The sequence below is a fragment of the Legionella taurinensis genome (assembly GCF_900452865.1).
In the GTDB taxonomy this organism is placed as follows: domain Bacteria; phylum Pseudomonadota; class Gammaproteobacteria; order Legionellales; family Legionellaceae; genus Legionella_C; species Legionella_C taurinensis.
In genome coordinates this window covers 1208361-1229341 of sequence record NZ_UGOZ01000001.1, presented here as the reverse complement: position 1 = coordinate 1229341, position 20981 = coordinate 1208361, and the positions used below count along the sequence as shown (strand labels likewise).

The following is a 20981-nucleotide window of genomic DNA, read 5'->3' as shown; positions in this document are numbered from 1 at the left end:
AAAATTTTTTTATAAATTGCATTTTTATTAGCTTAAATTTAATCGGCCAAAATCAATAAGGGCTTGATCATAATTCGCAACCGTACTCTCAAATCGATATTGAGCACAGCGATATACCTTTTCTCTTGGCATCAGTTCCTCATCAGTCCACCATTCGGGATGTAGAAGTACTTGTAATTTTTTGATTTCAGGATCTAATAATACCTCCTCTAATTTTCTGTATCGCCAATACCCATTGGAATCGGAGCAATAAGACGCCTGCGTTTTAAAATAAGTAGAATAGGTATTCAGCATGCCCGCGTAATCATGTTCTTCACAACCCATAGTAAAATCATTGGTGTTATGAAAAGAGAATACATCAATGCGACAATCCAATACCCGCTCTATCAAGGATTTTTCAAATGCTAACCAATACTCTAATTCCTCTTTTCCTTTTATATTGTAATAGTGAACATCAAAATGAAGCCCTATATGATGTCCCAACGACAAGAGTTCTCTCATTAATTTAAGAGAGCCAACATCAAGGGCATTGTAAAACTCGTTATGAAGATGAATAAAATAAGTACTTCCAATCTGCATCTCGTGTTCAATTCGTGCAGTTTTTAAGGCATGTTCCAGAGAAAAATCCACATCATGCCTTAGCAGCAAAAAATTATCATGGTCGAGAAAATTGGAGTAATTTTTAAAACAAAAGCGTGTTTGAGCAAGAGTTAACAAGGCCTTATAGGCGGTCAGGGTGAATTCACTTGCAATATATTCGTTCATCATATTATCTATCCACCCACTCCGCTATAAGCATAAATACACTCAGCTAATTATATAGCTAGCACCACGAGGTGCAAGAGTTCTTTGAATGATACTTCAACCCAGGGGGGGCGTTTGTTGTACCCGCTTATTAACCCTCTCTTTCATGGAATCCCATCGTTTATACTGAGTCAGCAACGCATCAACCTGGTCCAGTTCTTTCTGAACAGGCTTAAGTTGCTCGGTCGTACTCTCCAGATTAGTCTGATTGACCAGATACGCTTTGTTAATAATCAGTTCACTGACATAATCCCCATGACGAGTATGGTGCGTATCCCACCAATTATCCTTGTTGGTGACTAAATCAAAATCGAGATTAAGATCATAGAACTCGCCAATCCTCAGCATCTCCTGACGATAACGTGTGTAGGTATCCCATAAACCCAATCTATATTTCAGAGCGAGAGTGCTTCTGTAAACAGGAGTAGCCACAAACACCATCTCAATCCCCATCCTCTCCGCTTCTTCCTTAAACTCTCTGACGAGTTCGAATGCTGGAACAATGGAATCGGGTTGTTTAAATCGCTCGCTGTTGTAATAATGCGGATCAATGGACATGGCCGCCAGATAATCAGCCAGTACTTCATCAAACTCGTAATCTTTGCGATTCAAATAATGCAATTGCGTCCGTCTTCCATCGCTTAAAAAAAGTTGCGGCTTGGCTGGTTTCCTTTTTAACTTGATTAGAAAACCATGATAAAGATCCTTGAGAAGACGCGGGGTTAGATACTGATAATAAATATCGGTTAACAAATTATTATTTTTTACCATATTGGCCTTGAACTCCGGTTGAAAAGCTCGCGAAGGGTTCATGGCATAAAAAGTATAAAAAAAGATGATTTTTTTTGGATTTTTCTTAAACAACAAACGGCCGTATGCCAGGTGTTCGTGGATATTGGAGCTTTCTACTCCCATGAAAAAAACAGTATTAGCCTCCTTCAAAAAAGGCTCCTTACTGTAATAATTGATGGCTGAGGAGCCTAACAATCCCAAATCAATTTCTTTAACTTTTTTAATAAAATTATAATGGTACCAAGTGTAGTAAGGTAATCGCTTTTTTTCTGTATTTTTTCTATATAGACCGTAAGGGTCCAGTACCAGAATAAATCCAAAACTGCTGATGAGTAAAATAAATAAATAAAGCATACCCATAATCCTTATCAAAACCCGCTCATTACTGCATCAATATCTTCTGGCTGATCGATCTCTCCCCAAGAATCATAGTTAGCAATGGCTTTGATTTTGTAACCTTTAAGAATTAAATGTTGAAGAAAGGAGGTCATATCCGTTTTATTCAAATTAATTGTTTCATCATTGGAACTAAAGAAATGACGCCAAAATTCTTTACTAAATTTCAAAAGCCCCATGTATTGCCCTTGAATCTCATCAATAATAAGCGTTTTTTTACCGATTTCCAGCAAATAATGGTGCTCATCCAGGCGAAATGTCTCGGCATCGTCTAAGGGTTGTGTAAATCGTCTGGACCATAATTCCAGCCAATGCGGATCATAACTTACGCATACTTCATCGTCACACTGGAGTAACTTTTTGACTATGTCTGCAGAATAAAAAATATCGGAATAGCTGACTATACAATCATCGTCTTCAAGCCATGTTCTTGCACACAATAATGAGGCGACCATATTGGTCTGTGACCATTGAGGATTGTGGAAATGAACCGTTCCGTAACCAGTCAAACACTCCGACTTATAACCAGTGACCAAAGCGATTTCTTTAATTCCCGCAGCGGACAATGCATCGAGTTGATGCTCGATAAGCCGTTTTCCATGCACTGCTGTCAAACACTTCGGTTTTTCTTCAGTTAAAGAACCCATACGGCTGCCGCGGCCTGCGGCCAAAATAATTGCTTTCATGCTAAATCCGGATAATAAAACTGGTTAATATCGACATGATTCCTGTACGCCATAAAAAAATTATTCCTTATGTTTGATTTATTGTATGTGGGTAATTTTCTCGTCTGCAGGTCGAGCACAGTGCCATTAGCCTCGATCAAAATAAGTTGCCCGGCACCCGTATCCCATTCTTTCGATCCCTCGAAGCGGGGATAGAGGTCAATTTGACCCAGCGCCATTCTGCCAAATTTAAGCGCAGCCCCTATGGTATAAACCTTGGAAAGATTGTTTAAAGTCATAAAATGACTTGTCAGTTCGGAATGATGAAAGCGACTGGTTGCAACAACCAATTCACTATCCCTTTCAAGCTCATGGCCAGGGCCAAAATATTCAAATCCCCGCCCCTCCTCTGCGAAATAGAACTCCTTCAGCAGCGGAGCATAAATTAATCCCAGGACCGGTTTATTTTGTTGAATTAAAGCGATATTGATACAAAAATCATCAAACCCATGGATGAATTCTTTCGTCCCGTCCAGCGGATCAATTAACCAAAACTCTTCCCAATTTTTTCTTTGATCAAAATCGACATGACATTCTTCAGATAAAATAGGAACATTTTTAATTTGTGGTAAATGTGTAACCAGATAATCGTGGGAAGCTTGATCAGCAAGGGTTAACGGGGAGTCATCTTTTTTTAGATCAAAGGTTTTATCTCCGTAAAAACACAGAATTTTATCCCCTGTCTCTTCAATCAAACGCAATAATTCTTTCTTCATCAGCAAAAATGGCTCTTAAAAAGTTCTATATCAACCGCAGAAAATGTATCCTCTCTTTCTGGGTGCCACATGATGCCCTTGATCGGTAATGACTGATGTGAAATAGCCTCAATAACACCGTCCTCACTACGCCCATCCACGATTAAGCTGGGAACCGAATCCAAAGCACCGAAATGATGGTAGCTATTCACATCGACAACACTCCCACGATAATGAAATGTATGGCGAACAGCGACATGCTCCGTCACAGGAATGAGGTTAACGCCAAAATAGTGCTGAATAACCTGCATTCCGCGACAAACGCCGAGAACGGGAATTGATTTTTTAACAGCGAGCTCCATCAGAGCCTGCTCTATTTGATCTCTCTCTGGAGCATCTCCGCCGAGACTCTCAGGTGAATTTCCTCCTGTGAGGATAAAGCCAGCCCAATTTTGAGTTAATAGGCAATCCAGGCCAGTCATAAAGTTAGGAATAGGAATGGGATATAGTTGGCAGGCATTTAAAAATTTATACCAGCGCTGGTCGATAGCATCCCGCTTTTCATCCACTTTTTCATGGTAATCCACCCGCATGGTTATGCCGATCTGTTTCAATGCAGGACCTCCACGAGTTGATTTCCACAATCGATATGAATACGTGAAGCCGATTTCAATTGATTATACAGTTTGTCACCGGTACCAATGACGGCTGGCAAGCCTAATTCGCCGGCACGAATAGCCATGTGAGAATTCACGCCCCCGTAAGCCGTTATGAATCCAGCAATTTGATGAGTAAACACCCAGTCAAATCCTGGATCAGCACTGGGGATAAAAATAATCGCCCCGTTCATTTTTTCAGGGTCAGAGAGATCGGATACCACATGCGCAGTCAGCGACTTTCGAGTCACAAAATTGGGTCTGCTTTCCGGTAAAGTAAACTGCTCTGTATCCTCTGGTTTTACGATTAATGGAGGCAAGATAATCTGATTGGTGATCTTATATTTTTCAATGTTGACCTGGATATTCCTTTTTAATTCCTCAATGCAATCCCAGGATGTTGAAAAATGCTTTAATAGATCTTTAATATCCATGTAGGCAATTTCATCCACATGAATATTATTTTTTAAACCAAACTGCTTCAATATAGAAAGTATATCGCTCAATGTCTTTGTAAAAACAAACTTTGCGTATTCCCGCCCTTCAATGGCTAATTTCATAAAATTAAACAAGCCAACTACATCGTGTTCAATACCTTGCTCATCAAGCAACGTTTCAATCTGCCTCATCTGCGAGAGACTCAATTTAAAATCGTCCTTTTGATGAGACGTCATGCGTTTTATTTTATTCCAATCAAAATAGAGATTGGGTTCTTCGTCATACCGGGGGGATAATATATCGTAAGTCCCAGGTCTCAAATGACCGTATTTTTGCAGAAAATGCTGTTTATCCAATTGTTGCATGTCACGAGTCATCTGGGTGCTGACCGAGTCAAGGCTGTTCAGAAAACAGAATCGCTCATCAGCACTTAAAATTCCCTCAGCGACCATGGAGTTTAGCAATTGCACGGCAATAAAACCCGCGCGGGCCAATCCAGCAAAAGGTAGCGTACCATAGCGCTTACACTCTTCAATCAGCCAATAAATTTTGGTTAATTCATCAAAGGTATCATTGTTGCAAATACGCTCGTGACGAATCTTTAACTCCTCGATTTTCTCAATGTCCTTAATCCACAAACCCTGATCACGATGAATAATATTATTGGTTAAATTCTTAAGAGAGGTAACGATCGCACCAATCTCATCGTCGTTAAAATGGTAAGCTTTTAACTTTTCAGCCCGCTTGTGCAAATCAAAGGTGTGGCAGGAAAAGACAATATCAAACTCAACCTTATCATGTAGAAAGGGTTCTTCCTCCAGCCGATCTAAGTAATAATTGACTAATTTATCCGCAAGTCCCGCCTCCAGATCTTTCGGAATAAATGAATTAAAACTGACACGGACATCGATATAGGGCAACCCCATCAAATCAATCAGCAGGGGGAAGCTTCGCAAATTCTTATAACCGTAATTATCTCGTTGATAAGCCCATATGCTATCGGTAATCAACTCTTTATAAAGGCTTAATGCCAACGGTTTTGGTCGAATGCCAATAATCTCTGCCGGATTCCAATCGGGCATAATCCCCAAAATTGTTCGCGATCCATATAAATAGGGATGCTTCGCATTCAAACTTAAAAATTTCTTTTTAATTTTACTTAACAGCGCATGCTGTTCTAATTCCTTATGAAGACTTTTTATAATGAGCGGTCTGGCTTGCAACAAAAATAATTGTTTTTTATTGTCATAAGCAAATTCAATATCCAGGTTAGGTTGCCCCAGCAAGGCTTCCAACTCGATTGCCAAATCCAGTAAACGAAGCATTCGTTTATCCTGAAGAGCATTGCAGCTTCTTGCAATAACGTAAGTATGGCCAGCCGATGCACCAGAAGTCACTGCAGTCGTATCCCCCTCTAATTCATAGTTAATAATAAAATAGGGGGCGCCCGTATTAGGATCACGAGTGAAAAGAACACCGCTCATCACCACATCTTCAAGCATGGGTTGAATAAGAATCTCGTCTTGCGGATCAGCATATTCACCATACGAAGCAACTACCTGATTAATGGCGTCAGGTAGATTATCCCGGCTGACGTTTAATAGAGACTCATATTTACCCGAATTGGAACTTTGCTCCTGATCTTCACTACGGCTACTGCTCCGCACAATGTAATTCGTCGTATTCAGTTGATTGTGGATTCTGTCAAGGCAGTCTTGTTTATTTTTATACCAATCTTCAACGGTAAAAAAAACCAGGTCCAGTATCCTTGCCTTTTTTATTTTGCTTTTTAAAGAATTCAAAACTTGCGATTTTGAAGTCACTCTGAATCTCCCGGCTACACTTTAAGTGCGGACCACGCTCGCGTTAAATAGGTCACATCGACTGTGTGGTGTTTTGCAAGTGCCTGTTCAACATGCTGGATAAATTTTTCAAATTTCTCACTGCCTAACTGAAATTGCACATCATTGACCGAGCGCCAAGCACCGATGTATTGTTCCGGCGAGATCGAAACCGTATGTTTTCCTTCAATATAAACAACATCCGTGAACAATCCACTTTGTTGTAAACGCTCCGTTAATGTGTCAACCAAACCAGTTCTTCCAGAAGAAACTCTTTTGATGTCAGGTTTAAGGACGTGCAAATAATCCTCTGTTTCTTTTAATAATGGATTGGCTTCGATTAAACGCGGGTTCCATAAAGCAACAAAACGGCCATTCTCTTTAAGAACCCGATGAAATTCCTCACATCCAGCATTAAAATCAACCCAATGAAAGGAGCTCGCCATTGAGAGCATATCCACCGATTGATCAGCAAGGGTTGTCGCCTCTCCTGTTCCTTTCTTCCACTCGATTTTGGTTTCGCATGAATCATCAATCCCTGTTTTTCTCATATCGTCATTTGGCTCGACAGCGATGATCATCTCAGGATTGGTATCCGCCAGCATTCGCGTCCAAATGCCAGTTCCTGCTCCTACGTCTGCAAATCGGCACATTTCAACGGGTTTGTTTAACAGTGATAAAAGGGCTCGAAGAACTGATTGTGAATAGCCAGGCCGATAAGAAGAATAATTTTTAGCCAGACCGGTAAAGCTACCATGTTGCATAACGTTTTCCTTATAATTCGAAAATGGATTGTTGTATTATTGTTGCCATGTCTTCAGGCGATAATTTCCGCTCTTCATCAAAAGTAACATCCGGGTTTTGGGGCTCTTCATAGAGGGATTGCTCACTCACTAAATCCTGCCCGGATGCATATAGTTTTTTTGGGTCCCGTGCTCGGCGCTCCTGCTCGGATACTTTAATATACACTTCAAAATAACTGGCGTTATTCTGACGGTTCCAGGTCCGAACCTCCTCAAACATCGAGATAGTAGCGACGATGACATCGATGCCCTGTTTGGCAATTAAACTGGCAAGATGAGCGTATTTGAAAGCAATTTGCTTCCTTTCATCGCGAGAATACTGCTGGGTATAACCCAGTGCTTTCCGAAGTTCATCGCCGTCCAGCAGGACAGCATGACTTCCTGCAGCGGTCATTTTTTCCTGTAAAATTTTAGCAACTGTCGTTTTACCCGCACCAGAAAAACCAGTAATCCAAATTAAAGCCATGGCTCAAAATCCACATGATTTTTGACTAAAGAAAACAGTTTCTTTTGATCGTCTGCAAATAAATTATTCAATTTATCCCTCGTGCTGGCCAGCAAAGGCTGCTTTTTATCGGACAGATTGTTTTTTAATTTTTCAATTACCCTCAGCTCCTCTTCATTAGCCGCATAAATGCTGAGATCATCTTCCTTTCGACGTATGGATTCAATGATCAGATTAAATTTGTCACCACCCAAATCCATTCTGCATTGTGCCTGAACACGAGGCTCATTAACACTCAGAGAAGTGAATGTAACCGGTATGTCAAAATTCTCCAGACGCTCGATTTCGAGAAAATCAGTAATTCGATTAATCTGATTTTGGGTATCATTATTCAATTTTTCAGAGCTAATCAAGAGAATTTGACTAAAAGGGAACAGTTTTAAATAAAATTCGATTTGCTTACCATAATAACTACGCCCTGTATAATCGTGCGGTTGAACCTCTTGCCAAATACCTACCTCTTCTTCAATACGCTTGGACTCTAACCGTAATGCTTCTTCAAAATCAAGTTCTTCCAAACCACTCAGTACTGTGTAGCGGTAATTGGCCCATGCTCTTTCCGTTGGATGACGAAGTACGAAAATTAATTTTACATCAGGGAGATGTTGCTTAATTCTAAGCGCGCTGTTTTCATGGTAAAGATAAGACGATGAGCGTTCACCTACTGCTTTTTGTCCAGCATATTCGGAAAACCATTCCTGCTTGTACCATTCGATACCATTGGTATATTTATGGGTATAATAAAAAAAATGGGGTTCGGGTCGCATTTTCTTTGGCAGATAAATATCACCATGTTGAAGAAGGATGGAGGTTAAAAACGACGTTCCCCCTGCAGAAGTTCCCCCAATGATAAAATTTGGTAACATAAAAGACCTCTTGATAACTAATGCGATTCAGCAAGAAACGTTTTAATAAATTCGTTAAAATTCAGCAGTGACCAGATTAACAAGCGCCGATTCACCTGCCCCTCCAAATGCTGATTCACTAAATGGTTTACACTTTTAGAATCCAGGTAACGATAAATCATCGTTTCCTCACTGAGTAAATTGCGTTGAATAAGCTTTAAACTGTCTCCCTTAAACCAAATATTGTCAGGGGCCGAAAACCCTTGTTTCGTTGCTGTAAGATAGTCCTGCGGCATGTATTTCTGTAAGGCTTTCCTTAGAATTAATTTACCATCATTTGTTTTATGATAATATTTCTTGGCTTTGTCTCCCAAAGAGTTTTCATCCACTCTTAACACCTCGTGGAGATTGTTTAATTTGAAACTCACTGGAATTTTTTGAGCGAAATCGACCAGGTCATTGTCTAGAAAAGGAACTCTGGTTTCTAATGAATGAGCCATTGATAATTTGTCTTCAATCACCAACAAGCCATGTAAAAAGGTTTTAGCTTCAAAATACAACGAATGATTAATGTAATCCTCCGCGTTATACAGCTTTTCAGAGTGGTGCTTAAATACGGATTCAAAAATATCACGCGTCCAAACGTGAGAAACGTCATTCCAAATGGGGGAAAAGAGCTGTTTTAATTCACTGTTCGGCACGAGTCTTTGCCAGAATTGATAATATTTATCAACATAATCAGTGAAATTATCGTTTTTTACGGCACGATAATATCGCCAGGGGTAACCACCAAACAACTCGTCGCCGCCTGCGCCGGATAACACCACCTTAACAAATTTTCCTGCTAGCTTTGCCGCATAATAATTAGGATAACTTTGCCCAACTCGAGGCTCTTCCAAATGCCAGGCAAATTTTGGCAGGCAACGCTCCATATCACCCGATTTTAACACCATCTCATAATGTTCTGTTTTATAGATGTACGATAAGAGCTCCGATTTGGCTCTTTCATCGAAACCCAATTCCATGCCCGATGCATGCGTTAAATCAAACCCAACCGTAAAAGTTTTCATATAGGGTAATTGACGGGATGCAATGGCGGTAATGGAACCACTGTCCATACCGCCGCTTAAAAAACTACCTATTTCTACATCACTGACGAGTTGGCGGTGAACCGCTTGTTCAAATAAATAAAGTAATTCTTCGACATACTCATTTTCATTTTTAATTTCGGTGGACTCACGAAAATTAAAATCCCAATATTCTGTTTGCGAAATGTTACTGTCTTTATCAAGACTAATTTCCAAATAATGACCCGGGGGCAGTAAAGTAATATTGTTGAATAAAGTCTTGGACGTAAAAAAATTCTGAAAGGTAAAATATTCATACAAACCTTCAAAATCAAGCGAAGGTTTATCATTTAAATACGCTAAAATCGCTTTTATTTCACTGCCAAAAACAAATTGATTGCCTGCAATTCGCGTGTAATACAGCGGCTTTATCCCGTATCGATCACGGGCTAAAAACACTTTGTTTTGCCTTCTATCCCATAATGCAAAAGCAAACATTCCATTAAATTTATGGATGCACTCAATCCCCCATTCCAGATAAGCATTAACTACCACTTCCGAATCGGTGTTGGAATAAAATTGATAACCCAGTTTAATCAAATCATTTCTGATTTCTTTGAAATTATAAATCTCACCATTATAGGTTAACCATATTTTCTTTGATAAATCACAGATGGGCTGAAAACCCGACGATGACAAATCCAGAATAGCGAGGCGCCGATGACCCAAAAACACGTTCCAAGGGTGTTGATGCACATAATGCTCGGCCTGTGGTTCATCGATGCAGGGAATTAATCCGGATTCATTGATGAATTTTTTCTCTGTAAAGGCCTGGTAGTACTGTTGACCACGCGGGTGATTTATTCCCGTATGGGCCAACAAATACCCCGCACCATCAGGACCTCGATGGGCTATGGCATCACACATGGCCTTTATTTTACTGACGTTGATAGGTTCAGCAGAAAGCGAAAGTACGCCGGTTATGCCACACACTGAATCGCCTCACTCAGGTGATGAACCACGTAATCAAATTCTTCGGGAGTCATTTGAGCATACAGAGGCAATGCAATACTTAGTCTATCCGCTGCATAAGCATTAATGTATTGCTCATCTCGCAATTGATACCTTTTGGCATAATAATCAAGAGTATGGACAGCATGGGTACCCTGACGTGTTGCTATCCCGTTTTCTTCCAAAATCTGCATCATATGGTTACGCTTGATATTCAAGGCATTAATTCTATCCATGGTTAAATCCGCATGCTCAGTCCCCAATGAAAAAAGGCAGACGTAAGATTGATACCCATGGATATACCCTTGTTCAACAGAGGGCAAATCCAGACCTGCGTTTTTTAATGCTTCATTGTACTGTTGAGCAATATTTCGTCGCCCTTCCATGATTTGTTTTGCTTTTCTCATCTGACAAACGCCCAAGGCGCCCTGGAAATCGGTCATACGGTAGTTGTAACCGCGCATAGTGAAATCAGGCAGCAAGGATCCCCCTTTTTCACTATGGCGCTGCAAATCCGATTTTGAAGCACCATGATCGCACAATTGGGATACTTTCTGATAAATAGATTCATCATCGGTGATTAACATGCCGCCTTCACCGGTGGTTATCGATTTACGTGGATGAAAGGAAAAACAACCCACTTCTGCAAATGTACCTGAATGTCGACCATCTAGCCAGGCATCAAAGCCACAGGCAGAGTCTTCGACTACCGCCACGTTATATTGTTTAGCCAAGCGATTAATCTCACGCAGATCAGCACACAGGCCAAAGAGATTGATTGGCATAATCGCTTTAATGTTGGCTTCGGTTGCAAGAATTTCTTCCAATTGCCTGACATCGATATTGAATGTGCTCAAGTCAATATCACAAAAGACAACTTCTGCGCCGGTATACTCTACTGCATTGGCTGAGGCAACATAAGTAAAGGACGGTACAACCACCTTATCGCCAGACCCTATGCCTAAAGCCACTAAGGCAAGATGCAATGCTGTTGTGCAATTACTTACAGCTTTGGCGTATTTGCTCTGAGTAAATTCTGCAAACATTTGCTCAAACTGTTTAACATAAGGACCCTGAACTACCCAACCTGATTCAAGTGGCTTAATCATTTCTGACTTTTCTGTATCGTCAAATACCGCTTTGGTTATTGGTATGTATTTCATAACGTTCCTTGATCTTAATAAACTACTTCAGGTAATTGATGAATAGTGGAAAACTCAAATTGCCCGGTCTTTCGCCAGTGAATCAATTTTTCCAACCCTGTTTTTAAATCGTAGCGGTATTGGAAATCAATTTCCTCACGGGCTTTTTGTACCGAACCGATTCGATTTTTCACTAACTGCCTGGCATCGTCCGCGCTGTATGGCTTGTAATTGACCATGAGCCTGGACTGTTTCAGCGAAAGAATTAATTCACACAATTGCTTAATGGTGGTTTGCACTTCTGTTCCGACATTATAAAAACCATAAGCGGTTTCTGATTGAAGCGCACAGAGGTTGGCCCGGGCCACGTCCTCGACATAGATAAAATCATAAGCCTGACTGCCATCGCCATTAATGGTGGGGGCTTCATTGGCATCGATTTTATTGAGCATGATGGGAATAACGCCGGAATAAACGGCATGTTGATCCTGGCCTGGACCATAGACATTCATGTAGCGCAGGCCAATGACCTGCAAGCCGTATCGATCATAAAAGGCAGTGCACATGGCTTCGCCGGAAATTTTGGTCGAACCATAAAAATTCTTGTTATTAAACGGGTGTTCTTCTGTCATCGGCACCTCCACCGCATCGCCATAAACGGATGCGCTGGAGGAATAGATCAGCTTTTTAACCTTGTGCTTGACACAGGCTTCCAGCACATTAAAGGTTCCGGCAACATTCACCTCAAATGCCGTGCGCGGGAAATCCTTGCAATGCAAAAGCCACATGGCTGCCAGATGAAAAACGTAGTCCACCCCCTCAAATGCCTTATCCAGTACATCCGTTTCCCGTATATCGCCGCCGTAAGGGAACACCTGGCAGCGGGGATCCTTCAGGCAGTCTTGAATGTTGGCCTGTTTGCCGCGGGTGAAATTATCATAAATGATGACTTCGGCCACATCGGTTTTAAGCAATTCCCTGACAACAAATCCACCAATAAAACCGGCCCCGCCGATGACTAAGACTTTTGCACCACGAATATTCACCTTGACTCCTTGATTAACTCAGCCTGGTGGCGTTCTTTTTCGTTGACCACCATTTTGGCAAAACTGAATGCGCTGGTAAATGCGGGCGACACCGCATTTAACACATGGGTTTCATTTTTGGTGGTGGAGATTAGAAAATCCATCACCAATTCTTTTTTCTGCTGATCGTACAATTGCGCCCGTATACCCACCTTCTTGCTGCGCAAGACATCGTTTGACCTAAGCCTGGGCACCAGACTGCGGGCGGCGCTTAAAAAACGGGATTTAAAAAGGCGGGGGACTTCCTGATGCGTGTAAGTGCGAAAGCCCTGCCGGTTGGCATAATAATGCTGGCCCAACAGCGTCATTGTCTTCAGCAATTCCGACAGATTAGCCCCCTGCCATCCACGGTAATTTTCCCGTCCAAACGCGGGAATGGCTGTCGGTCCGATGTATATTTTGCCCGAAATGCTTTTGGTGAAATGAACGCCGAGAAACGGCACATTCATATCCGGTACCGGATAAATCAAATGATTGAGGGTTAAATCCGAGTGTTTAGCCACCTCGTAATAGAACCCTTTAAAGGGCAACAGCACATACCGTTTGTCCAGACCGCACCGCTCTGCAATCTTATCCGCAAATAATCCGGCGGTATTAAACAAATAACCATAACTCAAGCAACCCGCCTGCGTATGGATTTGCTGGCGCTGCGTATCAATGCTCAACCCTTTGCAATTAAAATGAAAAACAACCCCCTGCCTTTCTAAACTGAAATACAGATGCTGCACAATGGCTAACGGATCAACGACGGCGGTTTCAGGCGAAAAAAGGGCCTGCCCTGTCGCGGTATACGCTTCCGGTTCGATGTCACGCAGCTCGTTAGCATCAAACATCTGCACCCGCGCGCCGTTGGCCCTGGCACGCTCATGGAGCAAGGTTAGCGCCGCCTGATCGTCCGGTTTGACCGGCAGAATCACTTTACCCAGACGATTGAGAGGTAATCGATGTTCTTCACAATACGCGGCCATTAATCGGGCGCCCTGCAGGCAAACCTGAGCTTTCAGGCTGCCCTGAGGATAATAAATACCCGAATGCAACACACCGCTGTTCCGACCACTGGCATGCAAGCCAACGGCGACTTCTTTTTCAAGGACCACTATTTTTGCTCTGGGCTCTGAATGAAGCAATTCGCGCGCAATACTCAAGCCCATGATGCCGGCACCGATAATGAGGTAATCGGCAGCGCCCGCTGCGTTACCGGCTGGCGTGTTCAATTAAAATCTCAACGATTCGTTCAGCGGCGCGCCCCTGACCGTAGAGGTTTTCAGCCGATTGTTTTAAGACCAGCGTTTTGGCACGGACCACATAATCATGTAACGAAAACGCCTCATCCGGCGAACACAATTGGTTCCAGCCCGCCTCCACCAGCTCGACCCACTCCGTTTCATCGCGCAGCGTGATGCAGGGAACCTGATTGAAATAGGCTTCTTTCTGCACGCCACCGGAATCGGTCACAATAAAGGCCGCATGCTTTTCAAGGGCCAGCATGTCGAGATAGCCAACCGGCTCGGTCAGAAAAACTTGTTTTTCCAGCGTTGTAAAATAGCTTTTCTGGCTCAAGGCAGCACGGGTGCGCGGGTGCAGCGGCAGAATAATCCGATAAGTTTTGCTCAATTCAATCAGGGCATTGCAGATATTCTGCAAGCGTGATTCATTGTCGGTATTTTCAGCACGGTGAATGGTTGCCAACACATACGGTTTAGCCAGAAGTTGCCACTCATCGACTTTGGTTTGCCTTGAGGCATTCAGTTCATTGTAAAACAGCGTCGCATCGAGCATCACATCGCCGACATTAACGATCTGTCTGGGGTCAATCCCTTCCTTCAGTAATTGCTGTTTGCCGTTTTCTGTGGGAGCAAACAATAATTGACTGAGGTGATCGGCCGTGATGCGGTTAATCTCTTCGGGCATTTTACGGTTAAACGAGCGCAGTCCCGCTTCGACATGCGCCACGGGAATATGAAGTTTAGCCGCCGCCAAGGCTCCGGCCAGCGTGGAATTGGTATCCCCGTAAACCAGAACCCAGTCAGGCTTTTCCCGGATTAACACGTCTTCAATGGCGGCCAGCATCTGCCCTGTTTGATGACCATGGCTGCCTGAGCCAATGTTTAAATGGTAGCCCGGTTGCGGGATGGATAACTCGTCAAAAAACTGCGACGACATATTGGCATCGTAATGTTGCCCGGTGTGGATGATGATTTCATCCACATCAGCCCGTTTCGCGATGATTCTGGACACCGCGGCGGCTTTGATGAATTGTGGGCGCGCACCCACAATCGTACACACTTTAATCATAATAAATCCCCGTCCTACTGTTCCATCAATGCCACGGTATTGTTTTCAGTCAGAATATAGATGTCGCCCGTCTGTTGGCATTTGGCATAAGAAAGGCCGTCCGTTTCTTTTTTGAACAAAAGCCGTTCACCAAAACGGCTCATCCAGCCGATTTGCCGGGCCGGAACCCCGACCATCAGGGCATAAGCCGGTACATCCTGGTTAACCACCGCACCGGCGCCCACAAACGCGTACTCGCCGATGGTCACGCCGCAGACAATTGTGCAGTTCGCCCCTAAGGTCGCACCCCGTTTTACAAGTGTGTCACGGTATTCGTCCTTGCGGGAGACGGCCGAGCGGGGGTTGTACACGTTGGTAAATACCATGCTCGGGCCGCAGAAAACATCGTCTTCCAGTGTAACATTGTCATAAATGGACACGTTGTTTTGTATTTTAACATTATTGCCAATCACCACCCGGTTGCCGACAAACACATTCTGGCCAAGGCTGCAACGTTCGCCAATGCGCGCCCCACCGCAGACATGAACCCAATGCCAAACGCGTGTGCCTTCACCCAGCTCGGCACCCTGATCAATAATGGCAGTGTCATGAGCCTGATACGACATACTATAACTCCAGGGGTAAATGCACCGTTGAACCATCGCGTGCGGAACGGTAAGCAGCAATTAATAATTCCAGCGAGGTTAACCCTTCACGGCCATCCGTTTCCGGTTCTTCTTTGCCCTGCAGGGTATTGATCACATTGTCATAATAAAGCGGGTGACCAAAGCCATACACGGACGTTGTCTGATAGCTGGCGGCCTTGATTTGATCATCCTCGGGTTGCCTGTCGGCGAATTCCCATTGCTGAATCTCATTGACGGCCACACCGCCAATTCTGACCGTGCCCTTTTCACCGAGAACGGTGATTGAACCCTCAAGATTTCTGGGATAGGTTAGCATCGTCACGCTGACAGACCCCATGGCGCCGCTGCGCCAACGGATGTTCATCACGCCCGTGTCCTCGGTTTCAATGTCGCGGGCTAACGTTCCCATCATGGACTGAACCGATTGCACGGGACCGAGCAGCCAATGGATTAAATCAATGTAATGGCTGGCCTGATTCATGAATGCGCCGCCATCAAATTCCCAGGTACCGCGCCAGGACGCCTGATCATAATAATCCTGTGGCCGCGTCCAGAAAACATTAATATTGGCCAGATAAATCTTACCAAAACGCCCCTGGTCAATGGCTTTCTTTAAGAGCTGCAGGGTGGCATTGCGCCGGTTTTGTTTCACAACAAACAGGCGGACGCCGGCTTCATCGCAGGCATTCACCATGCGTAAGCCATCCTGCCAGCGGGTGGCCATTGGTTTCTCAGTCAACACATGCCGGCCGCTGCGGGCAATCTGGATGGCCTGAGACGGGTGCAGACCACTCGGCGTACACAGTGAAATGATGTCGGCATTGGTGTGTTGCAACAAGTCTTCAAGGCTTCGATAGCCGTCTACGCCGTATTCGCTGGTGGCTTTTTGCAGGGCCTCGGCATCGATATCGCACACCGCCGTCAGGTTCAGGCGATCGCGGTGTTCGGCAATGGATTGCAGGTGGTTGCGCGAAATGCGACCGCAGCCAACCAAAGCGATGTTGATTTTGCGATCCGTGATATTCCAGGGTGCTTTTTTCATCATCAGGCACTCACTATGTTATTGCTTTTAAACGTCTTGAATGCCGCGCGCGTATCGACAATCAGCGGCGCGTGTTCGGCAATCAGGGCATAGTCAAAGGCATTATGGGCTGTGGCTAAAACCACGCAATCGTATTGACTGATGGATTCGGCGGTGATATCCACGCTCTTCATTTCCAGATGGTGATGACGCATGGGCGGCAGTGCCGGTACGTGCGGATCAGAATAGCTGACCAGCGCACCTTTCTCCTGCAGCAATTCAATGATTTCCAGCGAGGGTGATTCGCGCATGTCATCGACATTGCGTTTATAGGCTGCTCCTAAAACCAGTATTTTACTGTTTTTGATTGCCTTGGAGCGTTCATTTAACGCATCGGCCACCTTATTCACAACCCACAAAGGCATGGCACTGTTGATTTCCCCAGCCAATTCGATGAATCGGGTATGCAGGCCATACTCCCTCGCCTTCCAGGTCAGGTAGAAAGGATCGATGGGGATGCAATGGCCGCCAATACCGGGTCCGGGATGATAGGCGACGAAGCCAAAGGGTTTGGTGGCGGCGGCATCGATGACTTCATGAATGTCGATACCCATTTTGTCGGCCAGAATTTTCATTTCATTGACTAAACCGATGTTCACGGAGCGGTGAATGTTTTCAAGCAGTTTGGTCATTTCGGCTACCTTCGTTGAGGAAACCGGCACAACCTTGTCGATAACGCCTGAATACAAGGCCAGCCCTGCTTCAAGGCAGGCCTCGGTATCTCCGCCGCAGACTTTGGGAATGGTCGCGGTGGTGAAATGTTGATTGCCTGGATCTTCACGCTCAGGGGAATAAACCAGGAAAATGTCGCGGCCCACCACAAACCCGCGGCTTTCAATCCGGGTTTTCAATTCCTCTTCGGTGGTGCCGGGGTACGTGGTGCTTTCCAGTGAAATCACCTGTCCCGCGCGAAGATGAGGCAGGAGAGAATCCATGGTCTGCAGCACGAAGCTTAAATCGGGCTCGCGGTATTTATCCAAAGGCGTCGGTACGCAGAGAATAATCGCATCCGCTTCGGCGGCCTGCGAAAAATCAGACGTGGCCGTGATGTAATTTTTTACACCCTCAATCTGCTCTGACGGGATATGTTGAATGTAGGAACGGCCTTGGTTAATCGCCTGGTTTTTACGCTCATCAACATCAATCCCAATGACGCGGTAACCCACCTCGGCAAAACGCAGCATCAAGGGCAATCCAACATACCCAAGTCCTACAATGCTAATCATTGCTTCTTTGTTTTTTATTCTTGGCAATAACGTTGCTAACATCTTCTTCATCCCATCTAAATTGAACTTTTACAGTTACAAGTACACTTATTTTTCTTTTAATACAGCATCCGTACTCTTGAATGTTTATGATCGATAAACATGGCCGGGAATCATAGCACCCAAAATTAAAAAAATCTCTTAATTAAACAAAAACAGTTCAATCGTGAAAAAAATTTACCGATTTTCATTTTAGCCCGCGGAAGTGAAATGATTTAAAAAAGAAAAAAGTCGCCAAAGCCGGGTAATTGGCTATATACTGGCTTAACGTTTAACAACCGGGTGGTTACATGTCCTTAAAGGCCATGTATAACGAAATCGCGAGTCACTACGCTACAGCTGATCGCTTTGGCTCTTTAAGCGAGAGTCATAAAACGGCAATAGAACAGATTAAGAAAGAACATTTGGGTTTTAAAGAGAATTACAAGATTCTTGATTTTGGCGTAGGCAACGGCGCCTTTCTTGAAAAACTTCGAGAATACCTTCCCAATGCTCATTATACCGGGATTGATATTTCCTCCGAAATGCTGACTGAAGCCCGAAAAAGGCTACCCCTGACCACCATCGAAGCCAGCGCCACCGAAGCGAGCCATTATCTCCCCCATCACAGCCAAGATTTGGTTCTGGCGCATTTCATCAATGCCTACATCCCTATCCATACCCTGTTCTCAGAGGCTGACCTGCTGACGCGCTCCAATGGTTATTTTTCGTTAATTACAACGACGTATGAATCCTTCCCCATTGCCCAGCAGCAACTGGCCGATTTCATCGCCCAGGGCACCATGTTAAGCAGCGTGGTCGGCCATTATTACAAAACCATGGTAAAAAACACCACGGTAGCCAGCGGGCTGGATGAATTAATGCATGTGTTCGCCCAGCATCAGTTTAAAGTGGTTAAGCATCAGCGCCTTCATATTCCGGTGACGCTCAATAACATTGATGAACTGGCCCTTTTTGGCATTGAGGGAACCTGGTTTTTAAATACCCTGTCGTTGCGCATGCTGCCTAAAAATTTTTTAGTGGCGCGCCTGAAGCGATTATTCGACAGGATCTTTACTTTTCCCTACCATGACACCCATATTATTGATGTGATCCTCGCCAAGAAATAATCGCTGTTACGCATAAAGACAAGGAGTCGACGTGTTTTTAGAAGCCATAAAAAAACAACTGCCCGTCTGGGATACCCGCCAACTGCAAACCAATAACATCGTGATGATCACCTTCTGGAGTCAGTTTTCGGTTTATGCCTTAAACACGGTCCTCGTTTTATTTTTAACCCGTCCCCTTCTGGCGCATGGTTTGGGTTACAGTCATGCCAAAGCCTACGCCTTTATTGGCATCACTCAGGCAACCAGTTACCTCATGCCGGTTCTGGGCGGTTTTATGGCGGATCAGGTGCTTGGAGTAAGGCGTGCCATTCTTTATGGCAGCATCATGCTGGCTTTAGCCTATCTGCTGGTCATGTTAAGCGGTTTAAGCTTAAACGGGTTTGGCGATAAACTGTTTATCGCTGCCTATGCTTTCATTCCGGCAACCAACTCCCTGTTATTGGGGACCGCCTCCGGTCTCGTTTCCCGTATTTATGAAGACGATGCCATTGAAGCCAAAGCGGCCATGACCTTTTACTACATGGCCATCAATGTCGGCGCCCTGCTCGCCACGATACTGGCTCCGGCTTTACTGGACAGCGCCTACGGCCCCCTGTCGGTCCTGGCTGTCACCTTCATTGGCAAATCCATTGCGGCGCTTAATTTTGCCAGGCGCTATTCCCTTTATGACAATGTCATCTGGGGCAAAGACCAGCAACCGATGACCGCCAAAACACGTTATCGTCTGGGCGCTTACCTCGCGGCCATTTATGCCTTTACCCTGCTGGCCTATTCCCATGTCCAGATTGCAAGCCTGGTCATCGGTTCAGGCTGCGCGGCCGGGATTGCCTGGTTCCTCATTAAAACGTTCGCCTTATCCGGCGAGAGCCGCAACCGACAACTGATTGCGTTATTGCTCATCGTTGAAGCGGTTGTCTTTTTTATTATTTACAATCAGATGAACAGTACCCTGGTGCTTTTTGCCAAAAGCAACTCCAACCTCAACCTGTTCGGCTTAACCATTCTTCCGGCGCAATATCAAATTTTAAATCCGCTGCTCATTATTGTGCTTGGCTCGCAATTACCCCGGTTTTACCGCCTGTTTCCGCGGTTTACCATCCCTTATCAATTCGCAGCAGGAACGCTCCTGTCCGGTCTGGCGCTGCTGATCATGGCCTTTGCCTCACAGCAGGCTGTCGAGGGCTATGTCGAAGGGAATTACATTGCGCTTACCTACATGCTGATTACCTTGGCCGAATTATGGGTGAGCGCCATCGGCTTAAGCATGATCGGCCTTTATTGCGATGGACGAAACATCGCCTTTGCCATGGGCGTCTGGTACCTTGCAAGCTCGCTGTCCAATGCCATTTCCGGACAATTGGCAGGCTGGGTTGATATCCCCGAAGCTGTTAAATCAGCGGAGCAAACGCTCCCCATTTACCAGTATTATTACCTCTGGGTAGGCGTCATCGCTGTCGCTCTTGGCGCGCTGATGGGGTTTACTGCTTTTCTGATGCAAAGGCACATGGCGCGTCGAGGGATTCGGTTGGCATAGATGGGGGTAGGGGTAGATACTACCGATCGAGTTATTCCTTTAGCTTCTTGTTTTTTGAAAACACTTTTTTATTCTTGTTGCTGCCTATACGGCAGTGAATCAAAGACTCGATTGGCAGTGGCTCTATGTTTTTTTCTAAGCTGCCTGTGCGGCAGTGAACGAACGATTTAAAGATCAACTGGCCCGGCATGATTTTCTAAGCTGCCTGTGCGGCAGTGAACAAACAATTCAGGATTATATTTTTTAAGGTAGTTTTCTAAGCTGCC

The 20981-nt window shown here is 44.5% G+C and carries 19 protein-coding genes and 1 CRISPR repeat array (1 of these 20 only partly in view); of the genes, 2 read left to right on the top strand and 17 right to left on the bottom strand.

The window, feature by feature from the left end; translation table 11 throughout:
• Nucleotides 1-27: 27 nt before the first annotated feature.
• The 17 genes from DYE45_RS05765 to DYE45_RS05685 form a co-directional block, all read right to left on the bottom strand.
• A complete protein-coding gene (locus tag DYE45_RS05765; RefSeq protein ID WP_108293545.1) occupies nucleotides 28-768 on the bottom strand; it encodes a hypothetical protein in 741 nt (246 codons plus the stop codon).
• 93 nt (nucleotides 769-861) lie between these two features.
• Nucleotides 862-1950 carry a hypothetical protein gene (locus DYE45_RS05760; protein WP_108293543.1) on the bottom strand — a complete coding sequence of 363 codons (1089 nt, stop codon included), beginning with the start codon at nucleotides 1948-1950 and terminating at the stop codon, nucleotides 862-864.
• Between the two features lie 14 nt (nucleotides 1951-1964).
• Nucleotides 1965-2678: a phosphocholine cytidylyltransferase family protein gene (locus DYE45_RS05755; protein WP_108293541.1), complete on the bottom strand. Its 714-nt coding sequence runs from the start codon at nucleotides 2676-2678 to the stop codon at nucleotides 1965-1967.
• Entirely contained in the window at nucleotides 2675-3433 is a 759-nt protein-coding gene (locus DYE45_RS05750; protein WP_115300587.1) for a 3'(2'),5'-bisphosphate nucleotidase CysQ family protein, read from the bottom strand. Before DYE45_RS05750 ends, DYE45_RS05755 begins: the two co-directional genes overlap by 4 nt.
• A complete protein-coding gene (locus DYE45_RS05745) occupies nucleotides 3433-4026 on the bottom strand; it encodes a gamma-glutamyl-gamma-aminobutyrate hydrolase family protein (RefSeq protein WP_115300586.1) in 594 nt (197 codons plus the stop codon). The genes DYE45_RS05750 and DYE45_RS05745 overlap by 1 nt, the downstream gene beginning before the upstream one ends.
• Nucleotides 4023-6329: a PEP/pyruvate-binding domain-containing protein gene (locus DYE45_RS05740; protein ID WP_115300585.1), complete on the bottom strand. Its 2307-nt coding sequence runs from the start codon at nucleotides 6327-6329 to the stop codon at nucleotides 4023-4025. Before DYE45_RS05740 ends, DYE45_RS05745 begins: the two co-directional genes overlap by 4 nt.
• Nucleotides 6330-6343: 14 nt before the next feature.
• The gene (locus DYE45_RS05735; protein ID WP_108293533.1) at nucleotides 6344-7111 is read right to left on the bottom strand and encodes a class I SAM-dependent methyltransferase; all 768 of its coding nucleotides are present in this window, start codon (nucleotides 7109-7111) and stop codon (nucleotides 6344-6346) included.
• Nucleotides 7112-7121: 10 nt separating this feature from the next.
• Nucleotides 7122-7616: an adenylyl-sulfate kinase gene (locus DYE45_RS05730; RefSeq protein WP_108293531.1), complete on the bottom strand. Its 495-nt coding sequence runs from the start codon at nucleotides 7614-7616 to the stop codon at nucleotides 7122-7124.
• Complete coding sequence (locus tag DYE45_RS05725; RefSeq protein WP_108293529.1) at nucleotides 7607-8521, bottom strand: sulfotransferase domain-containing protein; 915 nt, start codon at nucleotides 8519-8521, stop codon at nucleotides 7607-7609. The genes DYE45_RS05730 and DYE45_RS05725 overlap by 10 nt, the downstream gene beginning before the upstream one ends.
• A 17-nt stretch (nucleotides 8522-8538) precedes the next feature.
• Complete coding sequence (gene asnB / locus DYE45_RS05720) at nucleotides 8539-10560, bottom strand: asparagine synthase (glutamine-hydrolyzing) (protein ID WP_108293527.1); 2022 nt, start codon at nucleotides 10558-10560, stop codon at nucleotides 8539-8541.
• Nucleotides 10548-11741: a DegT/DnrJ/EryC1/StrS family aminotransferase gene (locus DYE45_RS05715; RefSeq protein ID WP_108293525.1), complete on the bottom strand. Its 1194-nt coding sequence runs from the start codon at nucleotides 11739-11741 to the stop codon at nucleotides 10548-10550. The genes asnB and DYE45_RS05715 overlap by 13 nt, the downstream gene beginning before the upstream one ends.
• A gap of 14 nt (nucleotides 11742-11755) precedes the next feature.
• On the bottom strand, nucleotides 11756-12766 hold the full coding sequence (locus tag DYE45_RS05710) for an NAD-dependent epimerase/dehydratase family protein (protein ID WP_115300584.1): 1011 nt from the start codon (nucleotides 12764-12766) through the stop codon (nucleotides 11756-11758).
• Entirely contained in the window at nucleotides 12763-14019 is a 1257-nt protein-coding gene (lhgD, locus tag DYE45_RS05705) for an L-2-hydroxyglutarate dehydrogenase (protein WP_115300583.1), read from the bottom strand. Before lhgD ends, DYE45_RS05710 begins: the two co-directional genes overlap by 4 nt.
• Nucleotides 14000-15100: a non-hydrolyzing UDP-N-acetylglucosamine 2-epimerase gene (wecB, locus tag DYE45_RS05700; protein ID WP_174703686.1), complete on the bottom strand. Its 1101-nt coding sequence runs from the start codon at nucleotides 15098-15100 to the stop codon at nucleotides 14000-14002. The genes lhgD and wecB overlap by 20 nt, the downstream gene beginning before the upstream one ends.
• 14 nt (nucleotides 15101-15114) lie before the next feature.
• Nucleotides 15115-15705, bottom strand: a complete 591-nt coding sequence (locus DYE45_RS05695; protein WP_058530751.1) for an acyltransferase — start codon at nucleotides 15703-15705, stop codon at nucleotides 15115-15117.
• Nucleotide 15706: 1 nt separating this feature from the next.
• The gene (locus tag DYE45_RS05690) at nucleotides 15707-16771 is read right to left on the bottom strand and encodes a Gfo/Idh/MocA family protein (protein WP_272946945.1); all 1065 of its coding nucleotides are present in this window, start codon (nucleotides 16769-16771) and stop codon (nucleotides 15707-15709) included.
• A complete protein-coding gene (locus tag DYE45_RS05685) occupies nucleotides 16771-18075 on the bottom strand; it encodes a nucleotide sugar dehydrogenase (protein WP_058530753.1) in 1305 nt (434 codons plus the stop codon). Before DYE45_RS05685 ends, DYE45_RS05690 begins: the two co-directional genes overlap by 1 nt.
• A 287-nt stretch (nucleotides 18076-18362) precedes the next feature.
• Between DYE45_RS05685 and DYE45_RS05680 the strand changes: the two genes are divergently transcribed.
• Nucleotides 18363-19181: a class I SAM-dependent methyltransferase gene (locus DYE45_RS05680; protein WP_058530754.1), complete on the top strand. Its 819-nt coding sequence runs from the start codon at nucleotides 18363-18365 to the stop codon at nucleotides 19179-19181.
• A 31-nt stretch (nucleotides 19182-19212) separates the two neighbouring features.
• Entirely contained in the window at nucleotides 19213-20715 is a 1503-nt protein-coding gene (locus DYE45_RS05675; RefSeq protein ID WP_242602686.1) for a peptide MFS transporter, read from the top strand.
• Nucleotides 20716-20847: 132 nt separating this feature from the next.
• A CRISPR array of direct repeats spans nucleotides 20848-20981; the repeat unit is 28 nt; unit sequence TTTCTAAGCTGCCTGTGCGGCAGTGAAC; it runs 5124 nt beyond the window's last position.